This is a genomic window from Protofrankia symbiont of Coriaria ruscifolia, from assembly GCF_900634745.1.
Classification (GTDB): domain Bacteria; phylum Actinomycetota; class Actinomycetes; order Frankiales; family Frankiaceae; genus Protofrankia; species Protofrankia californiensis.
The window spans coordinates 54,201-76,219 of record NZ_CAAAFR010000199.1; the positions used below are offsets into that span (position 1 = coordinate 54,201).

Consider the following 22,019-nt stretch of genomic DNA (forward strand, 5'->3'; position numbering starts at 1 on the left):
GATCCGACGATCTATCCTGACGATCTAAAGGCAGGTCCTGACCAGCGCGCCGGGCGCGCTGGTCAGGACCTGCCGGGACGGGGATCAGCCAGCCTGTGCCCCCTCAGGCCGGAACCGGAGCCGTCTGCGGCGGATCTTCAGTCCCGCGGGTCGTCGCCCGCGTCGACCGATGTCCGCCGGAGACGGCCTACCGGGCGCGGCGGGCGAGCCGTTCCCGGTCGAGCAGCACCACCGCGCGGGAGTCCAACCGCAGCCAGCCGCGGGTGGCGAAGTCCGCCAGCGCCTTGTTGACCGTCTCCCGGGAGGCCCCGACCAACTGGGCGAGTTCCTCCTGGGTGAGACCGTGCTCGACTCGAACCCCTGCCGCGTCGTTACCGGGCTGGGCCGGCTCACCGAACCGTTCGGCAAGGTCGAGAAGGGCTTTGGCCACTCGTCCGGGCACGTCGGTGAAGACCATGTCGGCCATGGAGTCGTTGGTCCGGCGCAGGCGTTGTGCCAGCACCCGCAGCAGCAGTGACGCCGCTTCAGGCCGGGTTGCCAGCCACGGCCGCAACGCGGTGTGCTCCAGGGATACCAACGAAGCGTCGGTCACCGCGGTTGCGCTGGCCGTGCGGGGCCCCGGGTCGAACAGCGAGAGTTCCCCGAAGAGGTCTCCGGGGCCCATCACCATGAGAAGGTTCTCGCGTCCGTCCGACGCGGCACGTCCAATCTTGACCTTTCCAGCAAGAATCACGAAGACACGGTCTCCGGTTTCACCCTCCCGAAACAAAACGTCGCCTCGAGTAACATTCTGGCGCTCTAGATGATCATTAAGGGCCTGTCGATCCTGTTCGGACAGGCCGGCAAACATGGGAACACGGGCAAGCAGATCGTCCACGGCGTCCGAGCATGCCAGGAGTAGAGCCAAAGGGCACGACCTGGAAGCCGGAACAGGCTGTCGGGTCTTGAACAGGTCGGTCGAATCCGGGTATTTCCGACCCGAACGGTCGGCACAGGACAGCACACAGCAACCAGCGGGGCCCAGGCCTGTGGACGGGACGACACATACACACCGAGGCCGTTAATAACCCTGCGTAGCCACAGGTGCGAGAAATACTCCGTGCGCCCACGCCTGAGCCCAGCCGTCACGTCGCCCGGTGCTTGCCCGGAGTCGACCGTCGCAAACGGCGGCGGTAGCGCTCCAGCGCGGCTGGAAAGCCCTGGGAGACGAACGTGTTCACCTCGTCAGGTCGGGCGTTGTCGAAGAAGCCCTCCAGACCCTGGCCCGAGTCGGCGGTGCGCAGGGGGCGTTCCACTCGCTCCATGGCAAGCAGCAGGCCAAGCAGGACGAGCGGGAACGAGATCGCGGCAATCAGAAACATGGCGGGCCCCATGGTGAGGGACGACTCTACGTAACCATCACGTGGGGTCAGGATACGCGGTGCGACTTCGGACACATCCGGTGTCCCGGCCGGGCAGCGCGATGATCCTATCGCCGGATAGGCTGTGGACGTGACCACCCTCGTCGACGCCGCCACCGAAAGCCCGCTGGCGCGGACACGGCGAGCCCGAAAGATCGTCCGCATGCTCGGCGAGCTCCACCCGGACGCGCGGATCGCACTCAACTTCGACAACCCCCTTGAGCTCCTCGTTGCCACCGTCCTGTCCGCACAGTGCACCGACAAGAAAGTCAACGAGGTAACCCCGACGCTGTTCGCGAAGTACCGCACCGCCGACGACTACGCTGCCGCCGACCGTGCGGAGCTCGAAGCCATCCTGCGGCCGACCGGCTTCTTCCGCGCCAAGGCGAACTCGCTCATCGGGATCGGCGCCGTCCTGGTCGACCGCTTCGACGGGATCGTGCCCCCACGCCTCGGCGACCTGGTCACCCTGCCCGGTGTCGGCCGCAAGACCGCCAACGTCGTGCTCGGGCATGCCTTCGACCAGCCCGGCATCACGGTCGACACGCACGTCGGGCGGTTGTCGCGCAGGCTCGGGCTCACCACCAACACCGACCCGGTCAGGGTCGAAAGCGATCTCGCCGGACTGCTCGAACAGCGTGACTACACGATCGCCTCCGACCGGATCATCTTCCATGGCCGGCGGGTCTGCCATGCGCGCCGGCCAGCGTGCGGCGTGTGCGGCATCGCCCGCCTATGCCCGTCGTTCGGCCTCGGATCGATCGCGTCGGAACAAGCTGCGCGACTGGTCCGCGCCGACGTCGAAGCGGCCAGGTGAGCACGGCCGCATATCCCGACGGTCCGGACGGGCTGGACGGAACCGCCGGCCCTGACGAGGTCGACGCGCCCACCTGGCTCACGGACCTGGCGCAAGCCCTGCGCACAGCCCGTCCCGACCAGCTTTCCTGGACTCGGCTACACGCGGCCGACGGACGTCCCGCGGCCGTCCTCATGCTGATCGGTGACGGCCCAGACGGGCCCGACGTCCTGCTCATCGAACGCGCGGCGGACCTGCGCAGCCATGCCGGCCAACCGGCCTTTCCCGGCGGGGCGACCGACTCCACCGACACCTCCCCGGCCGCGACCGCGATCCGGGAGGCCAGGGAGGAGGTCGGGCTCGATCCGGCCTGTGTGCGGATCCTGGCCACCGGCCCCGCCCTCTACCTGCCGCCGAGCCACTTCCTGGTGACGCCGGTGCTGGGATGGTGGCACACGCCGTGTCCGGTCGGGCCGGTGGACCCGAGCGAGACGTCCGCGGTCGTGCGGGTACCGGTCGCCCAACTGGCCGACCCGGCGAACCGGGTACGGGTCCGCCATCGGGCGTCGGGCCTGGTAGGGCCGGCCTTCCGCATCCAGGAGATGTTCATCTGGGGCTTCACCGGTGGCCTGATCGACGCGCTGCTGCGGATGGGAGGCTGGGAGCGTCCCTGGCTGCCCGCCGAACAGGTCGAGTCACCGGTGACGAACGCCCGGCCGCTACCCGTGACAGGTACCCGGCCAGCACCCGCCGAGTCCGGCCGGGCGTCGGAACCGACGGGTGGCTCTGGATGAGCCCGCACGCGGGCGATACGGTCAGCCCGGCCGGTAACTGGTCAGGACCTCAAGCCGCTCGACGAGCTTCGCGGGTTCCGGCCTCCTCAAGTGTTTTCCACGATCCGCACATGGATCCACGGACAGCTCGACGCACAGAGCCACGCACAGAGCCACAGACAGGGCCACGCACGGCCCGGGTACGAGGACGGCAGCGTCTTCGGCGGACACTCGTCAGCAAAGGGCGACAAGGACCGGAGGCATCAATGAGCGTAATGACCGGCCCGGGTACTTCCCGGTGTCCGACGCCCGGGGCCGGACGGTCGCGCCACCGTCGAACGGCTCGCCCCGCCACGCTGACCGCCGCCTTCACCCTGCTCGTCCTCGGATTCGGACTCGGACTCAGCGGTTGCGGAAGCGATGCGCCAACCAGTTCGCCCCCGACCGTCACCAGTGCCACGCCGAAGATCGAAAATGGTGTCCAGATCTTCGACGTGGTCGGCGCCGCCTCACTGGAGTTCTCGCCCTCAACCCTGACGGCCCGACCAGGAAAGATCACGGTGAACCTGACGGTTCCAGCGGGCTCCGCTCCACACAACTTCGTGATCCCGGAGATCCCTGAGGCCCGAACCAGCGTCGCTTCGGCGGGCACATCACAGTCAGTCACCTTCACCGTCGACAAACCCGGCAGCTATTCGTTCCTCTGCACGATCCATCCGAACATGCACGGCACGCTGACGGTCGGCTAGCGGATACCGAGCAGCCGAAGATGTTCGACATTCTCGATGCCATCCTGATCCTCTCTGTGATCATTTTTGCCGTGTCCGGCTACCGGCAGGGCTTCGTGGTCGGCGCACTGTCCTTCATCGGTTTCCTCGGCGGCGGTGTCCTCGGCGCGAACATCGCGGCGCCGTTCGCACGGATGATCGGCGCCGAGGCGCAGGGCGCCATCATCGGCATCCTCGTCGTCCTCGGTCTTGCCCTGATCGGACAGATCGCCGCCACCGCGATCGGTGCGACCCTGCGCGACCGGCTCACCTGGCGTCCGGGCCAGACCGTCGACTCCGTCGCCGGCGCGATCCTCTCCGGTCTCTCGGTGCTGCTCGTGGCATGGCTGCTGGCAACGGCGGTGAACCGTTCCCCGTTCACCACCCTCGCCGAGCACGTCCGCCGATCCGAAGTCCTCAGGACCGTCGACGCGGCCATGCCGGACGCGGTACGCGGCGCCTTCGCCGACCTACGTCAGCTCGTCGACCAGAACGGCTTCCCCGAAGTCTTCTCCAGCCTCGGCGGGGAACAGATCGTGCCGGTCGAACCGCCCGACACCCAGGTCGACAACACCCCGGCCGTACAGGCTGCGGCGGCCAGCATCCTGAAGATCCGCGGAGTCGCGCCGTCGTGCTCCAAACGGGTCGAAGGCACCGGTTTCGTCTACGCGACAGAACGGGTGATGACGAACGCCCACGTCGTCGCCGGGGTGACCCGGCCCCAGGTCGAGGTCGGCAACACCACCCTGCCGGCGAGGGTAGTGGTGTTCGACCCCGACACCGACATCGCCGTCCTCTACGTGCCAGGCCTACACCGGACGCCGCTGTCCTTCCAGGACGACCCGCGCGGTCGGGCGGGAGACGACGCGATCGTCGCCGGATATCCCCAGGACGGCCCGTACACGATCGCGGCGGCACGCATCCGCAACCGCCAGACCGCCAGAGCGCCGAACATCTACTCCCAGGGCACGGTGCTCCGTGAGATATACGCGGTCCGAGGCCAGGTACTGCCGGGAAACTCCGGCGGACCACTGCTGTCCGAGCAAGGCACCGTCTACGGCGTTGTGTTTGCTGCTGCAACCAACGACTCGGACACCGGATACGTACTGACCAGCGCCGAGGTGGACGATTCAGCGGACGCCGGTCGGGTCACGACCACCGCGGTCAGCACCCGGGGCTGCGACTGAGCCTCCCCCGAATCGTCGCTTTGCGACGATTCGAGGACCCCTGCCTCTTGGGCTGGCACCTACCTCTGGCTTGACAATCACCTATCGGCGATCGACAAGGGGATTCAAAGGAACAGGACCAGGACCAGAACGGTCACTGCGCGAGCCAGGAAACGATCTCGTTGGTGACGACGTCCGGGGCCTCTTCCGGGAGGAAGTGGCCGACTCCGTCCAGCAGCTTCCATTCGTAGGGGCCGCTGACGTAACGTCCCGAGCCCTGTGCGGTGGATGGAAGCGTGAACCTGTCAAGGCGGCCGTGCAGCTGCAGGGTGGGTGCGGACACCGACCGGCGCAGCGCAGCGGCGAACCGGGCTCCGTCCGGCCGGAACAGCGAACGGAAAACCCACCGGTGGTACTCCAGCGAACTGTGCGCAACCCCAGGAATCCGGATCGCCTCACGATAACGGCCCTCCGCCTCGGCGTCGGGGTAGCCCGGGCCGCCCCATGCCCGCAACACCCGACCGACATAGGCTGCGTCGTCGGCGACCAGCAGCCGCTCCGGACGCCACGGCAGCTGGAAGCTGATCAGATGCCGGCCGGCGACACCCTGCCCGCGCAGGTTCGCCAGCATCTCATGCCGGGTCCGCAGCGGATGCGGCATGGAAAGCACCACGAGCCCGCGCACGAGCCGGGGACATAACGCCGCGGTCGTCCATCCGGCCAGACCACCCCAGTCGTGTCCGACGATCACAGCGTCCCGTTCACCGAGCGCCCGTACCAGCCCGGCGACGTCGTCGGACAGGGTGAAGGCGTCATATCCCCGCGGGGGCTTGTCGCTGGCCCCATAGCCGCGCAGGTCGGCGGCCACCACCCGGTAGCCGGCAGCGGAGATCCCCGTGAGCTGATGACGCCAACCCCACCAGAACTGAGGGAACCCGTGCAACAGCAACACCAGCGGGCCGTCTCCGAGCTCGGCCACGTGCAGTCGCGTACCGTTCGCGGACACGTCACGGTGACGCCACGGACCATCCACAAGAACGACGCTGGGCTCGGGAACGGCAGCCTCCATCACAGGCCAGCATGGCAGACAGCCGATCCGAGACAGCAGGCCCGGTGTGCCTGGTGGACCCGACGGTCCGGGCGGATCGGTGTCTGCTGGATCGGTTCAGCGGATCGGTTCAGCGGACAGGCACGGTGTCCTGCTGGCGGCTGGCCGAACGTCCGTTGGAGTGGTTTGCGCCGGAACCTCCGATCACCGTCGGATGCTTCAGCCACGCGATATCGTCCCTGACCGTCTGCAACGTACGCTCCGGTGGCGAAAGCTTCTTCAGGCGCCTGGCTGCGAGCAGGCCCAGCAGGGCGGCGACGACCACATAGAGCAGTGCCGTCAGGAAGTACGACCAGAACCGCTCCACCCCGGCCCAGGTGAACAGCTCACCGAGCCCGATCGTGACCGCGATCAGCGCGCCGGCCCCGAGACCGGCCGCGCCGACGAGGAGCCCGGCACCGAGCCCGGCGGACAGGGCCTGCTGCGACAGCTCCGCCTTCGCGAGGTTGATCTCCTGTCGGACGAGTAGTGACATGTCCCGAGTCGCGACGGCGACGAGCTCACCGAGCGTCGCCTCCCGACCGGCTGAGCGGTCCTGCGTAGGGGTCGACACCGTTGATCCTCCTTCTGGGCACGGGCTGTCCTCCACGGACACGGACGCGGCTACCGCTCGGCGCTGGGCACGGCATCACGGGCCGCCTGACAGCGTCCAGGTCACCACATGGTGCCCGATGGCAACAGCCCAACACATCCACCGCTCATCCATGGTCGTCAAGCGCGGTTGTACAACGTCCGAGAACATCCGAGACGGCCGTCGGCCTCCCCGCGGTCCCGCGGTTCCCCGGGCCCGGCGAAATCCGGGATCAGCACCGCCTTCGGAGCTTTCTCTGCGCAGTCTGCCGTGTCCGGCGCCGGTGCGCGGCCCGGACGCATTGTGATGCCTACACCCGGCCGGTTCGGGCCGTCCCGACCGGACCTGTGGATACCCACGACGTGACAGACGGATGGTGATCACGTCCCGTTCGCACCCTTGCCGGAACCGGCACGGCCGCCAACACGAACGCCGATCACGCAGCGCCCCACCCCGATACAACCAGCAGGACTTTTCGACCACCGGTCCGTACCGAGGCCGGCCAGCCGTCCATGCGGAGGCAAGACGGTAGCGTACGGACAATGACCGCCGCTACCGGGTCGGATCCCCTTGCCCGTCTCACCGCCCTGCCAGGCGTTCCGGACGCGGTCACCGCGGCCCGATCGTCCATCGACGCCCTGCTGCGCCACCGGGTCATGCGTCGCGGCAGCGCCAAGGTAACGGCTGAAGTGTCGCTGCGGGCCGCTCGTGCATCAGCGGCTCTGGAAGGTTACGACGTCGGGTTGGAGACCCTGCGCGCACACCTGGGTCGTGATCTGTCGATGGCGGCGTTCAGCACCGGTTCCCCTACTGGCACCGGCTCCCCCACCGACACCGACTTCCCCGCTGACGCTGGTTCTCCCGCCGATACCGGGGGCGCTGCGATGAGCGGGCCCACGGGCGAAGAGTCCGCCGGCAACGCGGCGTACACCAGCGTCACGCTTGACACCAGCGTCACGCTCGGCGCAGTTCGGCTTTACGCCGAGCTGGGGACGCTCCGCGGCGCCTGGGAACGGGCACCACGACAGGCACTCGCCCGGATGCACGTGCTTGCCGCCCACGGCCTCGTCGCCGACACCGATCTCGGCCGACCGAGAATGTCGGATCGCTTCGCCTCCCCGTCCGCAGCCATCGTCCCCGCTGGTCAACCGGCTTCCGTCTCCGCTGGTCAGACAGCTTCCGGCGGCGCGCACGCACCAGTGATCGTGGCAGGAAGCGCGGATCCGACAGATCCCCTCGGTCTGGGCCCGGCGCCCTCGCCCACCGAGACCGCCGCGCGGCTAAGCGGGCTCACCGAGTTGCTGTTGGCCCGAACCTCCGCTCCAGCAATCGTCGTGGCCGCGATCGTGGAGGGCGAGCTGCTGACCATCCGCCCGTTCGGCACGTTCGACGGGATCATCGCCCGAGCGGCGGGACGGCTGGTACTCATCAGCCGCGGTCTCGATCCGAAAGCCGTGACCGCAACGGAAGTGGGGCACATCGAATCCGGGCGGATCGCCACCGGTGAGACGGCAACCGGTGACACGACCACCAGCGTCTACGCCGGCGCTGCCCGCGCCTACGCCGCGGCGGGCGCCGAAGGCGTCAGCCAATGGATCATCTACTATGCCCGCGCGCTGGAACTGGGTGCCCGTGAGTCCCTGGCCATCTGCGAGGCCGTCGCCCGGGCGAACTAGGACCTGGGTCGCTGAGCCGTCCCTCCACCCAGCTGACAGCACGACCGATCAGCTGATAGCTCGACGGCGGATCGTCAGCGTAGGGATCGTCAGCACAGGTCGATAGTTCTTGATTCAGAACAAAATTTTCTATTAGAACATATTCAGGGCCTGTGGAGGAGAAATCCTCCACAGGCCCTCTGTACGTCATGGTGGATGTCCGTCCCCGTATCCGACGACGGAAGGGCCCTGCCATGACACCTGCACCGCCCGTTCTCGCCCTTACTTCCGAATCCGAGCCGGGTATCCGGCCGCTGGTCGTCACCGACGAACCACTACTGCTCGACGATCTCCTACGACTTGCCGCGGCGGCCGGGGCCACCGTGGACGCCGTAGCCGACGCCGACCTCGCCCGCCGGTACTGGAACAGCGCCCCGCTCGTCCTCGTCGGCGCCGATCGGGTGCCGTCCTGCGTCGCCGTCGGGCTCCCCCGACGCCCAGGCGTCGTCCTGGTCAGCTCCGACCTCGACGACGGCGGCGTGTGGGAAGCGGCGGTTCGACTGGGCGCCGAACACGTGGCTTTCCTGCCCGATGCGGAGGAATGGATGGTCGACGTGCTCGTCGACGCCACCGAGGCGGACCAGCGACGCGGCACCGTGGTCGGCGTGGTGGGCGGTCGAGGCGGCGCGGGGGCCACCAGCCTCTCGATCGCACTGACCCTTGCGTCCCTGCGCCGCGGCTTCAGCACGGTTCTGGTGGACGCCGACCCGCTCGGCGGTGGTATCGACCTCGCCCTCGGCATAGAGGACCAGCCCGGTATGCGATGGCCGGACCTGGCATCCGCCCACGGCCGACTGCCACGCCGGATGCTGAGCGAGGCGTTGCCGTCCCTTGGGGAGCTCCCCGTGCTCTCCTGGGACAGGATCAGTCCTACGGTGATCGCACCGTCCGCCATGACCTCGATACTGACCAGTGCCCGACGCGGAAACGATCTTCTCGTCGTCGACCTTCCGCGCTTTCCCGACCAGACCACCGCCGTCGCGATGCAGCTGGCAAAGATCATCCTTGTGGTCGTGCCGGCCGAGGTCCGCGCGATCGCCGCTGCCGGTCGGGTGTGCGACACGGCCAACCGGTACTGTGCCGACGTTCGTGTGGTCGTACGGCTGCCGGGCCCGGCCGGGCTCCAGGCCGACACCGTCTCCGACGCGCTCGCGCTGCCGGTAGCGGGGATTCTGCGGCACGAACAAGGTCTCGCCTCCGGGTTGGAGCGAGGAGAACCACCGGGCAGCCGCCGCCGGAGTTCGCTGGCCCGGGTCAGTGGCCAGATCCTCAACGACCTCGGTCTGCCACGTTCGGACGTGGCGGCGTGAACGGGTATCCCACTGCTGAGCACTCCGCGTCCGGGCCCGCGCCGCACCGCACCCACGATCACGTCACGGTCCAACGGACGGGACCGGAGCACCCACAAGCGGTGCCGACCGCGGCCTCGTCCGGTCTCACGAACACCGCACACCCCGACGAGGATCTGCTGGCGGGAATCCGCCGGCGGCTGGTCAACACCGATGGCGCGATGACGTCCTCACGCATCGCGGCGGCCGTTCGAGCCGAAACCGGCCCCGCCGACAGCGACTCCCTGGCCCTCTACCGGTCACTGGAGTCCGAACTTGTCGGTGCCGGTCCGCTCGAACCGCTGCTGGCCGACCCTTTCGTCACCGACATCCTGGTCAACGGACCCGCGGAGGTCTGGGTGGACCGCGGCAACGGTCTCCAACGCTGCGGGATCACCTTCCCCGACGATGACGCGGTACGCCGGCTCGCGGTCCGGCTGGCCGCCGCAACCGGGCGGCGTCTGGACGCCGCGACCCCGTTCACCGATGCGCGGCTGGGCGACGGCACCCGGCTGCACGCCGTGCTCGCCCCCGTCGCGGTCATGGGCACATGTCTGTCACTACGGGTCCCCCGACCACGACCGTTCACGCTGGACGATCTCATATCGACCGGTACGGTCACCTCCGCCATGGCCGAGGTATTGGACGCACTTGTACGAGGCCGCCTGGCCACCCTGGTCACCGGCGGTACCGGTTCGGGCAAGACAACCATGTTGGGCGCGCTGCTGGGGCGGGTCGACCCCGCCGATCGAGTCGTGATCGTGGAGGACACCGCCGAACTCGTCGTGGACCTGGCACACGTCGTCCGCATGGAGTCCCGCCCGCCGAACATAGAGGGCGCGGGCGGTATCGACCTGCGGGATCTGGTGCGCCAGGCACTGCGGATGCGGCCTGACCGGATTGTCGTGGGCGAGGTCCGCGGGGCCGAGATCATGGATCTTCTGGTTGCGCTCAACACCGGTCACGAGGGCGGGTTCAGCACCGTGCACGCAAATGCGGCGGCCGACGTCCCGGCGCGGATGGAAGCGCTCGCCGCGCTCGCGGGCCTTGATCGGGCGGCCCTGCACAGCCAGCTTGCCTCGGCGGTACAGGCTGTCGTCCACATCAGGCGAGATCGTGACGGAAGACGCAGGCTCAGCGAAATCAGCGCACTCTTTCGTGATCAGGGTGGGCTTGTGCACGTACTGGATGCCCTACGCCTACGCCACCGCCCGCCATCGCAGGACCACCGCGACAGGGACGGCGACGGGGACAGTTATGGGGACACAGCCCAGGTAGTCGGGGCCGGGGCCGGGGCGCAGATTCTCGACAGGATGCTTGCCGAGCGCGGCGGACCGCGTCCCGACCTGCTCCGCAGTGCCGCCACCGGCAGCCGGCGATGCTGACCGTGGTACTTGCCGCCGGCTGCTGTGCCGTTGCCGCGGCGCTGGCCACCGGGCCAATCGGACGGCGCCCACCCCGGGTCCGGTCGTCAGCCGTGACACGCACGAAGCAGACCCGGCAAGGCCACGAAACCGGTGACACTCCAGGCCGCACGCTGAAGGCGCTGGGTCACACGCTGACGCTGCCGCCCGCCCGCTCCTGGACACCGGTGGCGTTCGCGGCGGCTGGGACGGTCGTCATCGGCGTGGTCCTGGGGCCGGTGGCAGCTGGCACGGGTGTCGTCGGCGCCGTGACAGCCCGGCGAGCCCTGCGGCGCGCCGCGGACCGGCGGTGGCGCGGTATGCAGCGTGCGAGCGCGGAGGAGGTTCTCGCAGCACTTGCCACCGAGCTCGAGGCCGGCCGCGAGCCTGCTGAGGCCCTGCGGTCAGCCGTCGACGACGTTGCCGGCGAGCCGGGCCAACATCCGGGCCAACATGGTCATGTGACCGCAGCCGGCAGGGACGTGCGTATGCACGATCCCCTGGCCCTGCGCGTGGCACTTGCCCGCCGGACGGACCCGGCTGTCGCGCTGGCGGCCTGTGAGGCGTCGACGTTGCGCCAGCTCGCGGCTGCATGGCGAGTAAGCCAGAACGCCGGTATTCCGCTTGCCCCACTGGCGAACAGGCTCGCCGCCGTTGTGCGCGCCGAGCGTGAACAGGACGGCGAGGTTTCCGCGGCACTCGCCGGGCCGCGGGCGTCCGGGCAGCTGGTCGCATCCCTGCCCGTTGCTGGGATCGTGCTTGGTGTACTGCTCGGTGCATCGCCGCTGAAGGTTCTTCTGGATACTCAGGCCGGAACGCTCTGCCTGGTCGTGGGTGTGGCTCTCGACCTCGCCGGCTTGGCATGGATCAACCGGCTCACCGAGGTGGCCGGTAAACGCGACACAGGCATTCATGACCATGAATGGGCCGCCCACGCCTGGCCATCGGACGGGTTGCCCAGGTGACCATCCAACCGCAGTGGCACCCATTGATCATCGATGAGCCGGTGTCGCCGCCGTCGCTCGCGTTCACCGCCGGAACGCTGGCCTTTTCCCAAACGCTAGCCCTTTCCCAACGGGAGCTGCTGCTCACCGCTGCCACATTGTGTATGGCATCAGCGTCCTGGCTGACCGGAACGACAACGCTACGTGACCATGCGCGGCGCCGAATCCCTGCGCTGCGCCCGCCACCGGGCGCGGATACCGCCTCGGGCCGGCGATCGCTTGAACGGCGGGGAACGGACACCGGGACAGCTGACATGCCCGGTACCGGGAGCCGGATGGTAAGTGGACGCATGGCCAGTGGACGCATGGCCAGTGGACGGCGCCTGAACGTGAGCAGATCGGTAGTGCGGCGGATCGCTCTCGGTGCGGCAGCCGGACTCGGACCTGTTGCGATCTTTCCTGGCCCCGTGGGTATGGCTGCCGGGATCATCATCGGTGTCGCCGCAGCCCGGCTGCTGGCCTCCGTACCGGATCAACATGCACAGCGCCGGCAGGCACGCCTCACCGAGGATCTTCCACTGGCTCTCGATCTGATCGCGGCCTGCCTGACGGCTGGCGCGCCCATCGTGACAGCTCTGGACATCGTGGCCAATGCGGTTGGCGGTCCACTCGGAGCGGAGCTGGGCATCGTCAGCCGTAGTCTGCGCCTTGGCGCGTCCACGGCGGAAGCCTGCAGCCGGCTGCTCAATCCTGGACACGGCTCCCGACCTGGACCGGGCTGGTGGGCAAGGCTCACTCCAGCCGGACTCACTCCAGGCAAGCTCGGCTCACCGGCACCCTCAGCGGAAGCACACGAGATAGCGGCTTTCGCGCGAGCATTGCACCGGACCGAGGAATCCGGTGCCCGCCTGGCCGTAACCCTGGGGCGACTGGCGGACCAGACCCGCGCCAGGCAGCAGGAACGTGCGTTGGCCGCGGCCCGCCGGGCAGGGGTCACCGCCGTAGCACCACTCGGTCTGTGTTTTCTGCCCGCATTCATCGCGCTGGGAGTCGTGCCAGTCGTGATAGGAGCAGGCGCGGGCCTGGCGCTCCCGTAACCATGTTGTGTGTCGCTTCCAGCGACGTTGTGTGACGCCTCCAGCGACCCCTACCTGAAAGCGACGTGAGAACGACATGAGAGAGACGCCGGAAATGTCGTCATCGCACTGCTTCCAGCGGATGACAGGACGTCCGGCCTGTGGACGACGGAAGGTTATCCACAAAGCGACGTCCATCCTCGCCGGGGCCGCATTCAACGCGCCATCATCAAGGGAGTCGAAGCTCCTTCATCTCGAGGAGCAGACATCCACCGTATACCAGTAACTGAGCTGGAGGTCGCCTGTCATGGCCGCACTCAGATCATCCAAAACCTCTCTCATCATTCAATGGAAGGCGCTGCTGATCGGCACGTTCATGCAGTCGACGATCGGTGCTTCACGCCGGCAACGGGCTGGTGTGCGGGCGGTGTCAGCCACGACCTTGCCCAGGCGGAGGGACGACGCAGGCATGTCGACCGCGGAGTACGCGGTCGGCACGGTCGCCGCGGTCGGGTTCGCCGCTGTTCTTTACGCTGTGATCAACAGTTCTGCGACGAGAGCGATGCTTGCCAACCTGGTCAAGCAGGCGCTGTCCATCCCCTTCTGATAGACCGGCCGAGCCGGTGCGTGGCTCGACGACCCCCAGCCGCGGAGCGGGCCGTAACCGAGGGCGAAGAACCCCTGACGGCGGCCAGGCAACAGCCGAACTGGCGGTCGCAATACCATCACTGATACTTGTCCTGCTGATCGCAATTTGGGTTGTCAGCGCCGTTTCGGTTCAGGCGCAGTGCGCGGAGGCGGCTCGCATCGGTGCCCGCGCCGCCGCTCGCGGAGAAACCGACGAAGTGGTCCGCGCCTGGGCCGGGCGGGCCGCTCCCCGGGGTTCCACGATTTCCATCAGCCGCACCGCGGATGTCGTCGTCGTCCGGATCAGATTCGGAGTCCGCGCTACCGGGGTACTGGCAAGAATTACTCCTCCAATCGATATCACCATGTCCTCCACAGCACCGACGGAGGCAGCGGAAAATACCGAAGTCGGCCCCGTACCCGTACCCGTACCCGACAATTATTGAATCAGCATAAAGAAAGCCTAAAAATGCACCGTTCATGTTCACGGCGAACATACAGGCGTCGATTCCACCGGCCTTTCAGGTGTTCTCTGCGACCGCTCGGCGGCCTGGACACGCACTACTCGTCCAGCTTCGGGGACACAGGTTCGGCGACCGTACTCACGCTTTCCGCATTCCTGGTCCTGGGGACGTTCACCGGCGTCGTTCTGGCGGTTTCAATGACTGCTGTCTGCCGCCAACGGGCCGCGGGCGCGGCTGACATGGCAGCTCTTGCGGCCGCGGGTGATCCATCCGGTGACCCGGAATCCATGTGCGGGCGGGCGCACGCCATCGGGTTTGCGAACCGCAGCCGCGTCCTATCCTGCAGGATCTCGGGAGACACCGTCGAGATTGCCGTGGCCGTCGATCTCCCGGGAGCGCTCGCCGGTCTGGGACCGCTTGTCGCCAGGGCCCGCGCCGGCCCGGCGAACAGCGCCGGCAGCGACCGAACCTTGCACAGCACACCAGCGCGGCACAACGGCGGCAGCCGGAGCATGACGCCAGCACCGGCAGCAGCCACCACCCGGCAGTGGTGGTGAGCCTACCGACTATCCGACCAGGCCGAATCGAGCCGCTGCAGGACAGCGTCGAGCAGCCGGCGGGCAGCCGGCTTGTCCAGAGGCTCGTTGCCGTTTCCGCACTTCGGCGACTGCACACACGACGGGCACCCGGCCACGCACTCACAAGCCGCGATCACATCTCGGGTCGCGCGCAGCCACGGCCCACCGCGCAGAAAGCCGCGCTCGGCAAAACCCGCTCCGCCCGGATAGCCGTCATAGACGAACACCGTGGTACGGGAGGTGTCCGGATGCAGTGCGGTCGACACTCCCCCGATGTCCCACCGGTCGCATGTCGCGAACAACGGGAGTATGCCGATCGCCGCGTGTTCGGCAGCGTGAACGGCACCGGGGACCTCGCCGTCGTCGATTCCGGCCTCGGCCAGGAGTTCCTCGGTCACCGTGTACCAGACCGCCCGCGTGCGCAGGTGCCGCGCGGGAAGATCCAGCGGATCATCCCCGATCACTCGTCCGCTGCCTGCCAGGCGCCGCTGGTAGGACACCACCTGGCTGCTGACCTCAACTGTTCCCAAGTACAGCTCGACATCGCCGGCGCTGCGGGAGCGGATCGACTCCACCACCCGGATGTCGGTGTCCTCCCGGGCCACCGTCGTCCAGTCCGGTGTGGCTGCCTCCACGAATGCGACCGCCGCGTCGAGATCGAACTCGATGACCACATAGGAGCCGCCCTGATGAAGGTAGACAGCACCGCGGTGAACCGTCGAATGCGACGTCGAGGCATCCACCGTTCCGAGCAGGCGCCCGGTGGACGCCTCGACAATCCGCACCGGCGGTCCGCCGACACCGCGGATGTCAACATCCGGGCGGTGGCGACGCGTCCAGTACCAGCCCGCAGGCCGCCGCCTGAGCCGGCCCCGGCGTACCAGGTCGTCGACCGTGAGACGGGCCAGCGGCCCGAAAAGATCGAAATCGGCTTCGGTCAACGGCAGTTCCGCGGCCGCGCACTCCAGATGTGGGCCGAGTACGTAGGGGTTGTCGGGATCGAGCACGGTTGTCTCGACCGGCCGGCCGAACACGGCCTCGTGATGATGCACGAGATACGTGTCAAGAGGATCATCGCGGGCGACCAGGACGGCGAGGGCTCCCGCACCGTTGCGACCGGCCCGGCCGGCCTGCTGCCATAGCGAGGCCAGGGTACCCGGATAGCCGGTGATGACGACCGCATCCAGCCCGGTGACGTCGACACCCAGTTCGAGCGCGTTCGTCGCGGCGACGCCGAGCAGCCGCCCCGATCTCAGGTCCGCCTCCAACGCCCGGCGTTCCTCGGGCAGATAGCCCGCACGGTAGGCCGCGATCCGGTCCGCGAGATCCACCGACACCTCGGCCAACGCCCTGCGCGCCGACTGCGCGATCACTTCCGCAGCCCTGCGCGACCGTACGAACACAAGCGTGCGCACGCCGTCGGCCACAAGATCTGCGAGCAGATCCGCGGCCTCGGCAGTAGCCGAGCGACGGACCGGCGTGTCGTTGCGGCCGTCAATCAGGAATTCCGGCGACCCCTCCGAGGCGGCTACGGACACCACCGACGCCCGTCCAGCCGGTGTTTCCGCCGGTTGGGACGATGTGGACCATGCCGGTCCACAGGCGGCCGGCCTGGAGGAGAGCGGTCCGGAAACAGCTGGCCCAGGGGAAAGCAGTCCGGATACGGCGGCTCCAGAGGAGAGCGGTCCAGAAGCGGCTGGTCCAGAAGCGATCGGTCCGGAACGCGACGGATCCAGCGGCGACGGCCCCGACGGTTCGGACGGAGATGGCGTCTGCCATGGATATGACAGGGGTGGTTCGTACAGCACGAATCTCATCGCGCCTCTCGGGGAGGCGTCGTCCTCGACCGCTTGTACATCAAGCCCGGTCAGGCGGCTGGCGGCACCTGCCGGGTCCGACACCGTCGCCGACGCCAGGATGAACACCGGTGTCGAACCGTACCGTTCGGACATCCGTCGCAGCCTCCGCAGAACATGTGCGACGTGGGAACCGAAGACACCCCGATAGCCGTGACACTCGTCGACCACGACATATCGAAGACCCCGCAGAAAGGCTGCCCAGCGCCGATGGGATGGCAATACACCCTGATGCAACATGTCGGGGTTGGTCAGCACGAACGTCGCATGAGCACGGACCCAGTCGCGTTCGGACGCCGGCGTGTCGCCGTCGTACGTGGCGGCGCGTACGCCTGTCAGGGTGAGTGCGCGAACCGCACGAAGCTGGTCGTTCGCCAGTGCCTTGGTGGGAGCGAGGTAGAGCGCACGAGCGGATGGTTCGGCAAGCAGGGCGCTGAGCACCGGCATGAGATATCCCAGCGATTTACCCGACGCCGTGCCCGTCGCGAGCACCACGCTGCGGCCGGCGTGAGCATGTTCGGCGGCACACGCCTGATGCGTCCACGGTGCGTCGATGCCAGCGGTGCGCAGCCGGTGAACGAGTACGGGATCCGCCCAGGCGGGCCAAGGGGCCCGCGTGCCGGCCCTGGCAGGAACATGTTCAACATGCGTGATGCAATGACTACGACGAGCATCTACGCGCAACCGGCCAAGAATAACCGCACCACGATCCGATGCATGCGGATCTGATGCACTCGGATCTGGTGCACTCGCCGGGACCGAGGTTCTGTCCACGGTGGCCCAGCGTAGGCGAGGATGCCGGACGGATGTCCCGGTCCCGGCAGGATTCGTCCACCCCTGACCAGCAGCTGCGGGATGTGACGGTCGAACAGAGCGCGAACGGACCACTACAGAAGATCGCAACTGTGAACTCCGCCACCAGCACATGGGTAGCCTGCTGTGTCGCGGCGAGCCGGATTGATCCGGGCGTGGGAGGGTAGTGCCGCCGTGATGTCTCGGCCGCCCGGCCGGGCGGCTGTGGAGCAGACGCAAGGAGGACCCGTGGACCTGTCCCTCACGACCCGTGTGGAAGGGGACTTCACGATCGTCGTCGTAGGCGGCGAGATTGACGTCTACACCGCGCCGAAGCTGCGGGAACAACTGATCGATCTCGTATCAGGCGGTTCGTATCATCTTGTCGTCGACATGGAAGGTGTCGAGTTCCTCGACTCGACCGGCCTCGGGGTACTTGTCGGTGGTCTCAAGCGAGTCCGGGCACATGAGGGGACGCTGCGCCTCGTCTGCACCCAGGAACGAATATTGAAAATCTTCCGGATCACGGGCCTGACAAAGGTCTTCCCGATCCATCCGTCCGTCGAGGAAGCACTCGCCGCCAAGGACTGAAGGGCCGACGGCGGCGCGATCATGCTCCTTTCGCGCATGGGGTTCCCGCCGGATCCGGGCTTCCTGCCGGATCGGCGAAGCCGATCTGGGAGGTCCGGGAGCCAATCTGGGAGGTCCGGCAGGCCCAGGTCCCCGGGTCACCGCGTGGTCAGTTCCATCGAGAGACAGGTCATCGACGTATGTCCACCGTCGAGTTGCGTTTCGCGGCCCTCCCCGGGCACGTCCGAACGGCCCGGATGATCGCAGCTGCGGTCAGCCGGCGTTCGGGCGTACCGGAGGGGATCCTGGACGAGATCAAGCTTGCGGTCGGCGAGGCATGTGCCCGAGCCGTCAGCGTGAACCGCCGATTCGACCCCCAGGCTCCCGTAATCGTCCGGGTCAGTGACAACGACGGCTCGTTCACGGTGTCAGTGGCCGACCGCGGGCCACAAGGACGTAATGTTTCATCTGCGAACGGTTCATCTGCGAACGGCTGTGGGCAGGTCGACGCGCCCGAACCGCTCGACACCAGCTATACGAGGCCAGCCACCTTCGGTTCCCGGCCCGTCGTTGCGGCGCCCGTCGTTGCCCAGCCCATCGTTGCCCAGCCCGTCGTTACCGACCCCGCGGTTGCCGACCCCGCCGATTCCCAGCCCGCGGTTGCCGAGCCCGTCATTACCAATCCGGTCGCCTCCCGAAGGGACATCCGGCGACCGGACGAAGAGGACCTGTGCTCCACGGCAGCCCCGGGACTCGGTCTCGCCCTGATCGAGGGCCTGGTCGATGACTTCACCATCACCACGCGCACCGATTCGTCCGGCATGATCGTTACGATGCGCTGGCCGGTGGACCGGAAAACAACCACACCGATCATGGCCCTCTGACGGCACGGCGTCGACGGCAACAGGTTGAGGCAGACAAATCCACGCAGACAGGACGGGCCGAGGAGCGGACGCCGCATGAACGCGGGCGCTGCACATCCACTCCACAACCCCCGAAGCACAATATTCACCGTCTGGTATCAACGAAAGAACGAGCGCATGTTAAGGCCGTGTGGATAGACTGCCGCATCACTCGGTCGATCAGACCGCGTGCGCGATGTCTGGAGTGCTCCCCGTGGTACCGAATGGAGAATCGGGAGAACGCGGGCCAGCGCGTTGGTCGCCGCACAACGGCGCGACGGCGGGAAGGGCAACCGCCCGGATCCGTCCCAGCCGGCAGTCACGCCGGCGTCGCACCCGCTTCGTGGGCCCACGCCGACCTGATGTCCTTCCACGCCCGAGCGGCAACCTCGACGACGTCGTCAGGTGCGACGTCCGGCCGTGCTCGCCCGCCGGAAGCCACAACCGGCATGGGGCGGACGCGGAGGGTGCACAGACCTGACCGGGAGGGCCCATGGTCCTGATCCAAGCTGTGGCGGGTACGAATCCCGATGGCGCTGCCATCGAACTTGGCGCAGGTCAGCTCGGGGTGGTCGCCGCGGTGGCGGTCGTGGCGGCGCTGGCGCTGGTGGTGGCCGGCTACCTGGTCCGCGAGGTGCTCGCGGCCGACCAGGGAAGCCCGCGAATGATCGAGGTCGGTCGCGCCATCCAGGAAGGGGCCACAGCCTACCTGCGCCGGCAGTTCACCACGGTGGCGGGTTTCGTGCTCGTGATCCCGTTCGTTCTGTTGCTGTTGCCCGCGGAGTCCACCGGCTCCCGGGTCGGGCGGTCGCTCTTCTTCGTCTTCGGAGCCGTCTTCTCCGCGCTGGTCGGCTTCGTCGGCATGTCGCTGGCCACCCGGGCGAACACCCGGACCGCGGCCGCGGCCATCCGGCTCGGGGAACGCGCCGCCATGCGGATCGCCTTCCGCACCGGGGGTGTGGTGGGGATGTTCACCGTCGGTCTGGGTCTGCTCGGCGCGGCGGTGGTGGTACTCACCTTTCGTGACACGGCTCCGCAGGTCCTGGAGGGCTTCGGTTTCGGTGCCGCTCTGCTTGCGATGTTCATGCGAGTCGGCGGTGGCATCTTCACCAAGGCGGCGGACGTCGGCGCCGACCTCGTCGGCAAGATCGAACAGGGCATCCCCGAGGACGATCCACGCAATGCCGCCACAATCGCCGACAATGTGGGAGACAATGTCGGCGATTGCGCCGGGATGGCCGCGGACCTGTTCGAGTCCTACGCGGTGACGCTGGTAGCCGCGCTGATCCTCGGTGTGAAGGCATTCGGCGAGAACGGGCTGATCTTCCCGCTGCTGATCCCGGCCGTCGGCGTACTCACCGCGATCATCGGCATTCTCTCGGTCGCCCCGCGCGCCGGTGACCGCAACGGCATGGCAGCGATCAACCGGGGCTTCTTCACGTCCGCGGTGATCTCCGCTATCGGAGTCGTCGTCGTCTCGCTCGTCTACCTTCCCAGCAGCTTCTCGGGGTTTCCCGGGATGGTGAACAGCAGCCAGAGCGGCGACCCGCGGTTCATTGCGATCACCGCGGTTCTGATCGGCATCGTGCTGGCCGCGGCGATCCAACTGCTCACCGGCTACTTCACCGAGACCAACCGCAGGCCGGTCCAGGACATCGTGAAGGCGTCGACCACCGGCCCCGCAACCAACATCCTTTCCGGCGTCGGCGTCGGTTTGGAATCGGCGGTCTACTCAGCGTTGCTTATCAGCGCAGCCGTCTTCGGTGCGTACCTGCTCGGATCCGGCAGCGTCACCGTCGCGTTGTTCGCCGTGGCGCTGGCCGGCACCGGTCTGTTGACGACGGTCGGCGTAATCGTCGCGATGGACACTTTCGGGCCGGTCAGCGACAACGCCCAGGGTATCGCCGAGATGTCCGGTGACACCGAAACAACCGCAGCGGTCGCAGCGACCGGAACAGCCGGGGCCGGAACAGCCGGGGCCGGAACAGCCGGGGCCGGAACAGCCGGGGCCGGAACAGCCGGGGCCGGAACAGCCGGGGCCGGAACAGCCGGGGCCGGAACAGCCGGGGCCGGAACAGCCGGGGCCGGAACAGCCGGGGCCGGGGCCGGGATCCTCACCTCCCTCGATGCCGTCGGGAACACCACCAAGGCGATCACGAAAGGTATCGCGATCGCTACCGCGGTACTGGCCGCCACCGCCTTGTTCGGATCGTTCACGGACACGGTGAACGAAGCGCTCGTCGACGCCGGCCGGGCCGTTGGATCGTCCCGCACCCTCAACATCGCCTATCCCGATGCCCTGGTCGGCCTGATCATCGGCGCGGCAGTCGTGTTCCTGTTCTCCGGGCTCGCGATCAACGCAGTCGGACGCACCGCCGGACGGGTTGTACTCGAGGTACGCAACCAGTTCCGGACGAAGCCGGGTATCATGGACGGAACGGAACGGCCCGACTACAGTGCTGTCGTCGACATCTGCACCCGTGACTCGCTGCGGGAGCTGATTACTCCAGGCACCCTGGCGGTTCTCGCTCCGATCGCGGTCGGCTTCGGGCTGGGCTACCCACCACTGGGCGCCTATCTCGCCGGGGCAATCGCCGGAGGCGTCCTCATGGCCGTCTTTCTCGCCAACTCCGGTGGGGCCTGGGACAACGCGAAGAAATTCGTCGAGGACGGCAACTACGGCGGCAAGGGGTCGGACACGCATGCGGCAACCGTTATCGGAGACACCGTAGGTGACCCTTTCAAGGACACCGCCGGACCTTCGATCAACCCATTGATCAAGGTGATGAACCTGGTCAGCCTACTGATCGCACCTTCGGTGGTGAAATATTCGGTCGGCGACGACGAGAACAAACCGCTACGCATAGGGATAGCGCTGGCGGCCGTCGCAGTGATCGTCGCAGTGATCGCCTACTCCAAGCGACATGCTTCCGCCCTCACCGTCACGCCCTCGGTAACCGAACAGCGCCCGGCCAGCAAGACGAAGGCTGGAGTATGACGGCTGCCTCCCAATAACTGATCACATTCTCGCTGGCTGCTCCGGCCCCGGGCAGACGGTCCTGCTCCCCGTACGGGGGCATCTGTGAGGAGGTCTGGAAGGAACATCGGATGACTTCAGCGATCCTTTGGCTCTACGGTGACGGCGTCGGCGTGCTGACGCCCGCTGCGGGCGCCGACCATCAC

Annotated in this window: 20 protein-coding genes; 15 read left to right on the top strand and 5 right to left on the bottom strand. The window is 67.7% G+C overall.

Annotation, left to right across the window (positions count from 1 at the left end; translation table 11 throughout):
• Window positions 1-187: 187 nt before the first annotated feature.
• A complete protein-coding gene (locus CV1CTNOD_RS23150; RefSeq protein WP_076842430.1) occupies window positions 188-877 on the bottom strand; it encodes a Crp/Fnr family transcriptional regulator in 690 nt (229 codons plus the stop codon).
• Between the two features lie 247 nt (window positions 878-1,124).
• On the bottom strand, window positions 1,125-1,361 hold the full coding sequence (locus tag CV1CTNOD_RS23155) for a hypothetical protein (RefSeq protein WP_131788061.1): 237 nt from the start codon (window positions 1,359-1,361) through the stop codon (window positions 1,125-1,127).
• Window positions 1,362-1,491: 130 nt separating this feature from the next.
• On the opposite strand from CV1CTNOD_RS23155, the gene nth reads away from it, so the two are divergent.
• The 4 genes from nth (at window position 1,492) to CV1CTNOD_RS23175 (ending at window position 4,923) form a co-directional block, all read left to right on the top strand.
• Entirely contained in the window at window positions 1,492-2,217 is a 726-nt protein-coding gene (gene nth / locus CV1CTNOD_RS23160; protein WP_131788121.1) for an endonuclease III, read from the top strand.
• Entirely contained in the window at window positions 2,214-2,990 is a 777-nt protein-coding gene (locus CV1CTNOD_RS23165) for an NUDIX hydrolase (protein WP_431607174.1), read from the top strand. Before nth ends, CV1CTNOD_RS23165 begins: the two co-directional genes overlap by 4 nt.
• A gap of 245 nt (window positions 2,991-3,235) precedes the next feature.
• Window positions 3,236-3,718 carry a cupredoxin domain-containing protein gene (locus CV1CTNOD_RS23170; protein ID WP_131788062.1) on the top strand — a complete coding sequence of 161 codons (483 nt, stop codon included), beginning with the start codon at window positions 3,236-3,238 and terminating at the stop codon, window positions 3,716-3,718.
• A gap of 20 nt (window positions 3,719-3,738) precedes the next feature.
• Window positions 3,739-4,923, top strand: a complete 1,185-nt coding sequence (locus tag CV1CTNOD_RS23175) for a MarP family serine protease (RefSeq protein ID WP_131788063.1) — start codon at window positions 3,739-3,741, stop codon at window positions 4,921-4,923.
• A 133-nt stretch (window positions 4,924-5,056) separates the two neighbouring features.
• On the opposite strand, the gene CV1CTNOD_RS23180 is transcribed toward CV1CTNOD_RS23175, so the two are convergent.
• The gene (locus CV1CTNOD_RS23180; RefSeq protein WP_131788064.1) at window positions 5,057-5,971 is read right to left on the bottom strand and encodes an alpha/beta fold hydrolase; all 915 of its coding nucleotides are present in this window, start codon (window positions 5,969-5,971) and stop codon (window positions 5,057-5,059) included.
• 109 nt (window positions 5,972-6,080) lie between these two features.
• Window positions 6,081-6,563: a phage holin family protein gene (locus CV1CTNOD_RS23185; RefSeq protein WP_131788065.1), complete on the bottom strand. Its 483-nt coding sequence runs from the start codon at window positions 6,561-6,563 to the stop codon at window positions 6,081-6,083.
• A gap of 560 nt (window positions 6,564-7,123) precedes the next feature.
• On the opposite strand from CV1CTNOD_RS23185, the gene CV1CTNOD_RS23190 reads away from it, so the two are divergent.
• From CV1CTNOD_RS23190 to CV1CTNOD_RS23225, 8 genes are all read left to right on the top strand, one after another.
• On the top strand, window positions 7,124-8,257 hold the full coding sequence (locus CV1CTNOD_RS23190; RefSeq protein WP_131788066.1) for a hypothetical protein: 1,134 nt from the start codon (window positions 7,124-7,126) through the stop codon (window positions 8,255-8,257).
• Window positions 8,258-8,490: 233 nt separating this feature from the next.
• Complete coding sequence (gene ssd / locus CV1CTNOD_RS23195; RefSeq protein ID WP_131788067.1) at window positions 8,491-9,606, top strand: septum site-determining protein Ssd; 1,116 nt, start codon at window positions 8,491-8,493, stop codon at window positions 9,604-9,606.
• Window positions 9,607-9,707: 101 nt separating this feature from the next.
• On the top strand, window positions 9,708-11,009 hold the full coding sequence (locus tag CV1CTNOD_RS23200; protein WP_431607175.1) for a TadA family conjugal transfer-associated ATPase: 1,302 nt from the start codon (window positions 9,708-9,710) through the stop codon (window positions 11,007-11,009).
• Window positions 11,003-11,992: a type II secretion system F family protein gene (locus CV1CTNOD_RS23205; protein WP_131788069.1), complete on the top strand. Its 990-nt coding sequence runs from the start codon at window positions 11,003-11,005 to the stop codon at window positions 11,990-11,992. The genes CV1CTNOD_RS23200 and CV1CTNOD_RS23205 overlap by 7 nt, the downstream gene beginning before the upstream one ends.
• A gap of 368 nt (window positions 11,993-12,360) precedes the next feature.
• Complete coding sequence (locus CV1CTNOD_RS25130) at window positions 12,361-13,068, top strand: type II secretion system F family protein (protein ID WP_165485687.1); 708 nt, start codon at window positions 12,361-12,363, stop codon at window positions 13,066-13,068.
• 355 nt (window positions 13,069-13,423) lie between these two features.
• The gene (locus tag CV1CTNOD_RS27495; RefSeq protein ID WP_131788123.1) at window positions 13,424-13,654 is read left to right on the top strand and encodes a DUF4244 domain-containing protein; all 231 of its coding nucleotides are present in this window, start codon (window positions 13,424-13,426) and stop codon (window positions 13,652-13,654) included.
• A gap of 16 nt (window positions 13,655-13,670) precedes the next feature.
• Complete coding sequence (locus CV1CTNOD_RS23220; protein ID WP_131788071.1) at window positions 13,671-14,120, top strand: TadE family type IV pilus minor pilin; 450 nt, start codon at window positions 13,671-13,673, stop codon at window positions 14,118-14,120.
• 23 nt (window positions 14,121-14,143) lie between these two features.
• Complete coding sequence (locus tag CV1CTNOD_RS23225) at window positions 14,144-14,695, top strand: Rv3654c family TadE-like protein (protein WP_131788072.1); 552 nt, start codon at window positions 14,144-14,146, stop codon at window positions 14,693-14,695.
• Window positions 14,696-14,697: 2 nt separating this feature from the next.
• Here the strand turns inward: CV1CTNOD_RS23225 and CV1CTNOD_RS23230 are convergent, their stop codons facing one another.
• Entirely contained in the window at window positions 14,698-17,499 is a 2,802-nt protein-coding gene (locus tag CV1CTNOD_RS23230) for a DEAD/DEAH box helicase (RefSeq protein ID WP_431607176.1), read from the bottom strand.
• Between the two features lie 114 nt (window positions 17,500-17,613).
• Between CV1CTNOD_RS23230 and CV1CTNOD_RS23235 the strand changes: the two genes are divergently transcribed.
• The 3 genes from CV1CTNOD_RS23235 (at window position 17,614) to CV1CTNOD_RS23245 (ending at window position 21,834) form a co-directional block, all read left to right on the top strand.
• Window positions 17,614-17,955, top strand: a complete 342-nt coding sequence (locus tag CV1CTNOD_RS23235; protein WP_131788074.1) for an STAS domain-containing protein — start codon at window positions 17,614-17,616, stop codon at window positions 17,953-17,955.
• A 179-nt stretch (window positions 17,956-18,134) separates the two neighbouring features.
• The gene (locus CV1CTNOD_RS27500; protein ID WP_347402977.1) at window positions 18,135-18,818 is read left to right on the top strand and encodes an ATP-binding protein; all 684 of its coding nucleotides are present in this window, start codon (window positions 18,135-18,137) and stop codon (window positions 18,816-18,818) included.
• 511 nt (window positions 18,819-19,329) lie between these two features.
• The gene (locus CV1CTNOD_RS23245; protein WP_131788075.1) at window positions 19,330-21,834 is read left to right on the top strand and encodes a proton/sodium-translocating pyrophosphatase; all 2,505 of its coding nucleotides are present in this window, start codon (window positions 19,330-19,332) and stop codon (window positions 21,832-21,834) included.
• The last annotated feature ends 185 nt before the right edge of the window (window positions 21,835-22,019 follow it).

Bases quoted from the DNA above. Each gene is read 5' to 3' on its own strand.
- CV1CTNOD_RS23245 (WP_131788075.1), top strand. From the start codon at position 19,330: ATGGTCCTGATCCAAGCTGTGGCGGGTACGAATCCCGATGGCGCTGCC.
- CV1CTNOD_RS27495 (WP_131788123.1), top strand. From the start codon at position 13,424: ATGCAGTCGACGATCGGTGCTTCACGCCGGCAACGGGCTGGTGTGCGG.
- CV1CTNOD_RS23225 (WP_131788072.1), top strand. From the start codon at position 14,144: ATGCACCGTTCATGTTCACGGCGAACATACAGGCGTCGATTCCACCGG.
- CV1CTNOD_RS27500 (WP_347402977.1), top strand. From the start codon at position 18,135: ATGTCCACCGTCGAGTTGCGTTTCGCGGCCCTCCCCGGGCACGTCCGA.
- CV1CTNOD_RS23155 (WP_131788061.1), bottom strand. From the start codon at position 1,361: ATGTTTCTGATTGCCGCGATCTCGTTCCCGCTCGTCCTGCTTGGCCTG.
- CV1CTNOD_RS23170 (WP_131788062.1), top strand. From the start codon at position 3,236: ATGAGCGTAATGACCGGCCCGGGTACTTCCCGGTGTCCGACGCCCGGG.
- CV1CTNOD_RS23190 (WP_131788066.1), top strand. From the start codon at position 7,124: ATGACCGCCGCTACCGGGTCGGATCCCCTTGCCCGTCTCACCGCCCTG.
- CV1CTNOD_RS23205 (WP_131788069.1), top strand. From the start codon at position 11,003: ATGCTGACCGTGGTACTTGCCGCCGGCTGCTGTGCCGTTGCCGCGGCG.
- CV1CTNOD_RS23180 (WP_131788064.1), bottom strand. From the start codon at position 5,971: ATGGAGGCTGCCGTTCCCGAGCCCAGCGTCGTTCTTGTGGATGGTCCG.
- CV1CTNOD_RS23175 (WP_131788063.1), top strand. From the start codon at position 3,739: ATGTTCGACATTCTCGATGCCATCCTGATCCTCTCTGTGATCATTTTT.
- ssd (WP_131788067.1), top strand. From the start codon at position 8,491: ATGACACCTGCACCGCCCGTTCTCGCCCTTACTTCCGAATCCGAGCCG.
- CV1CTNOD_RS23230 (WP_431607176.1), bottom strand. From the start codon at position 17,499: ATGTGCTGGTGGCGGAGTTCACAGTTGCGATCTTCTGTAGTGGTCCGT.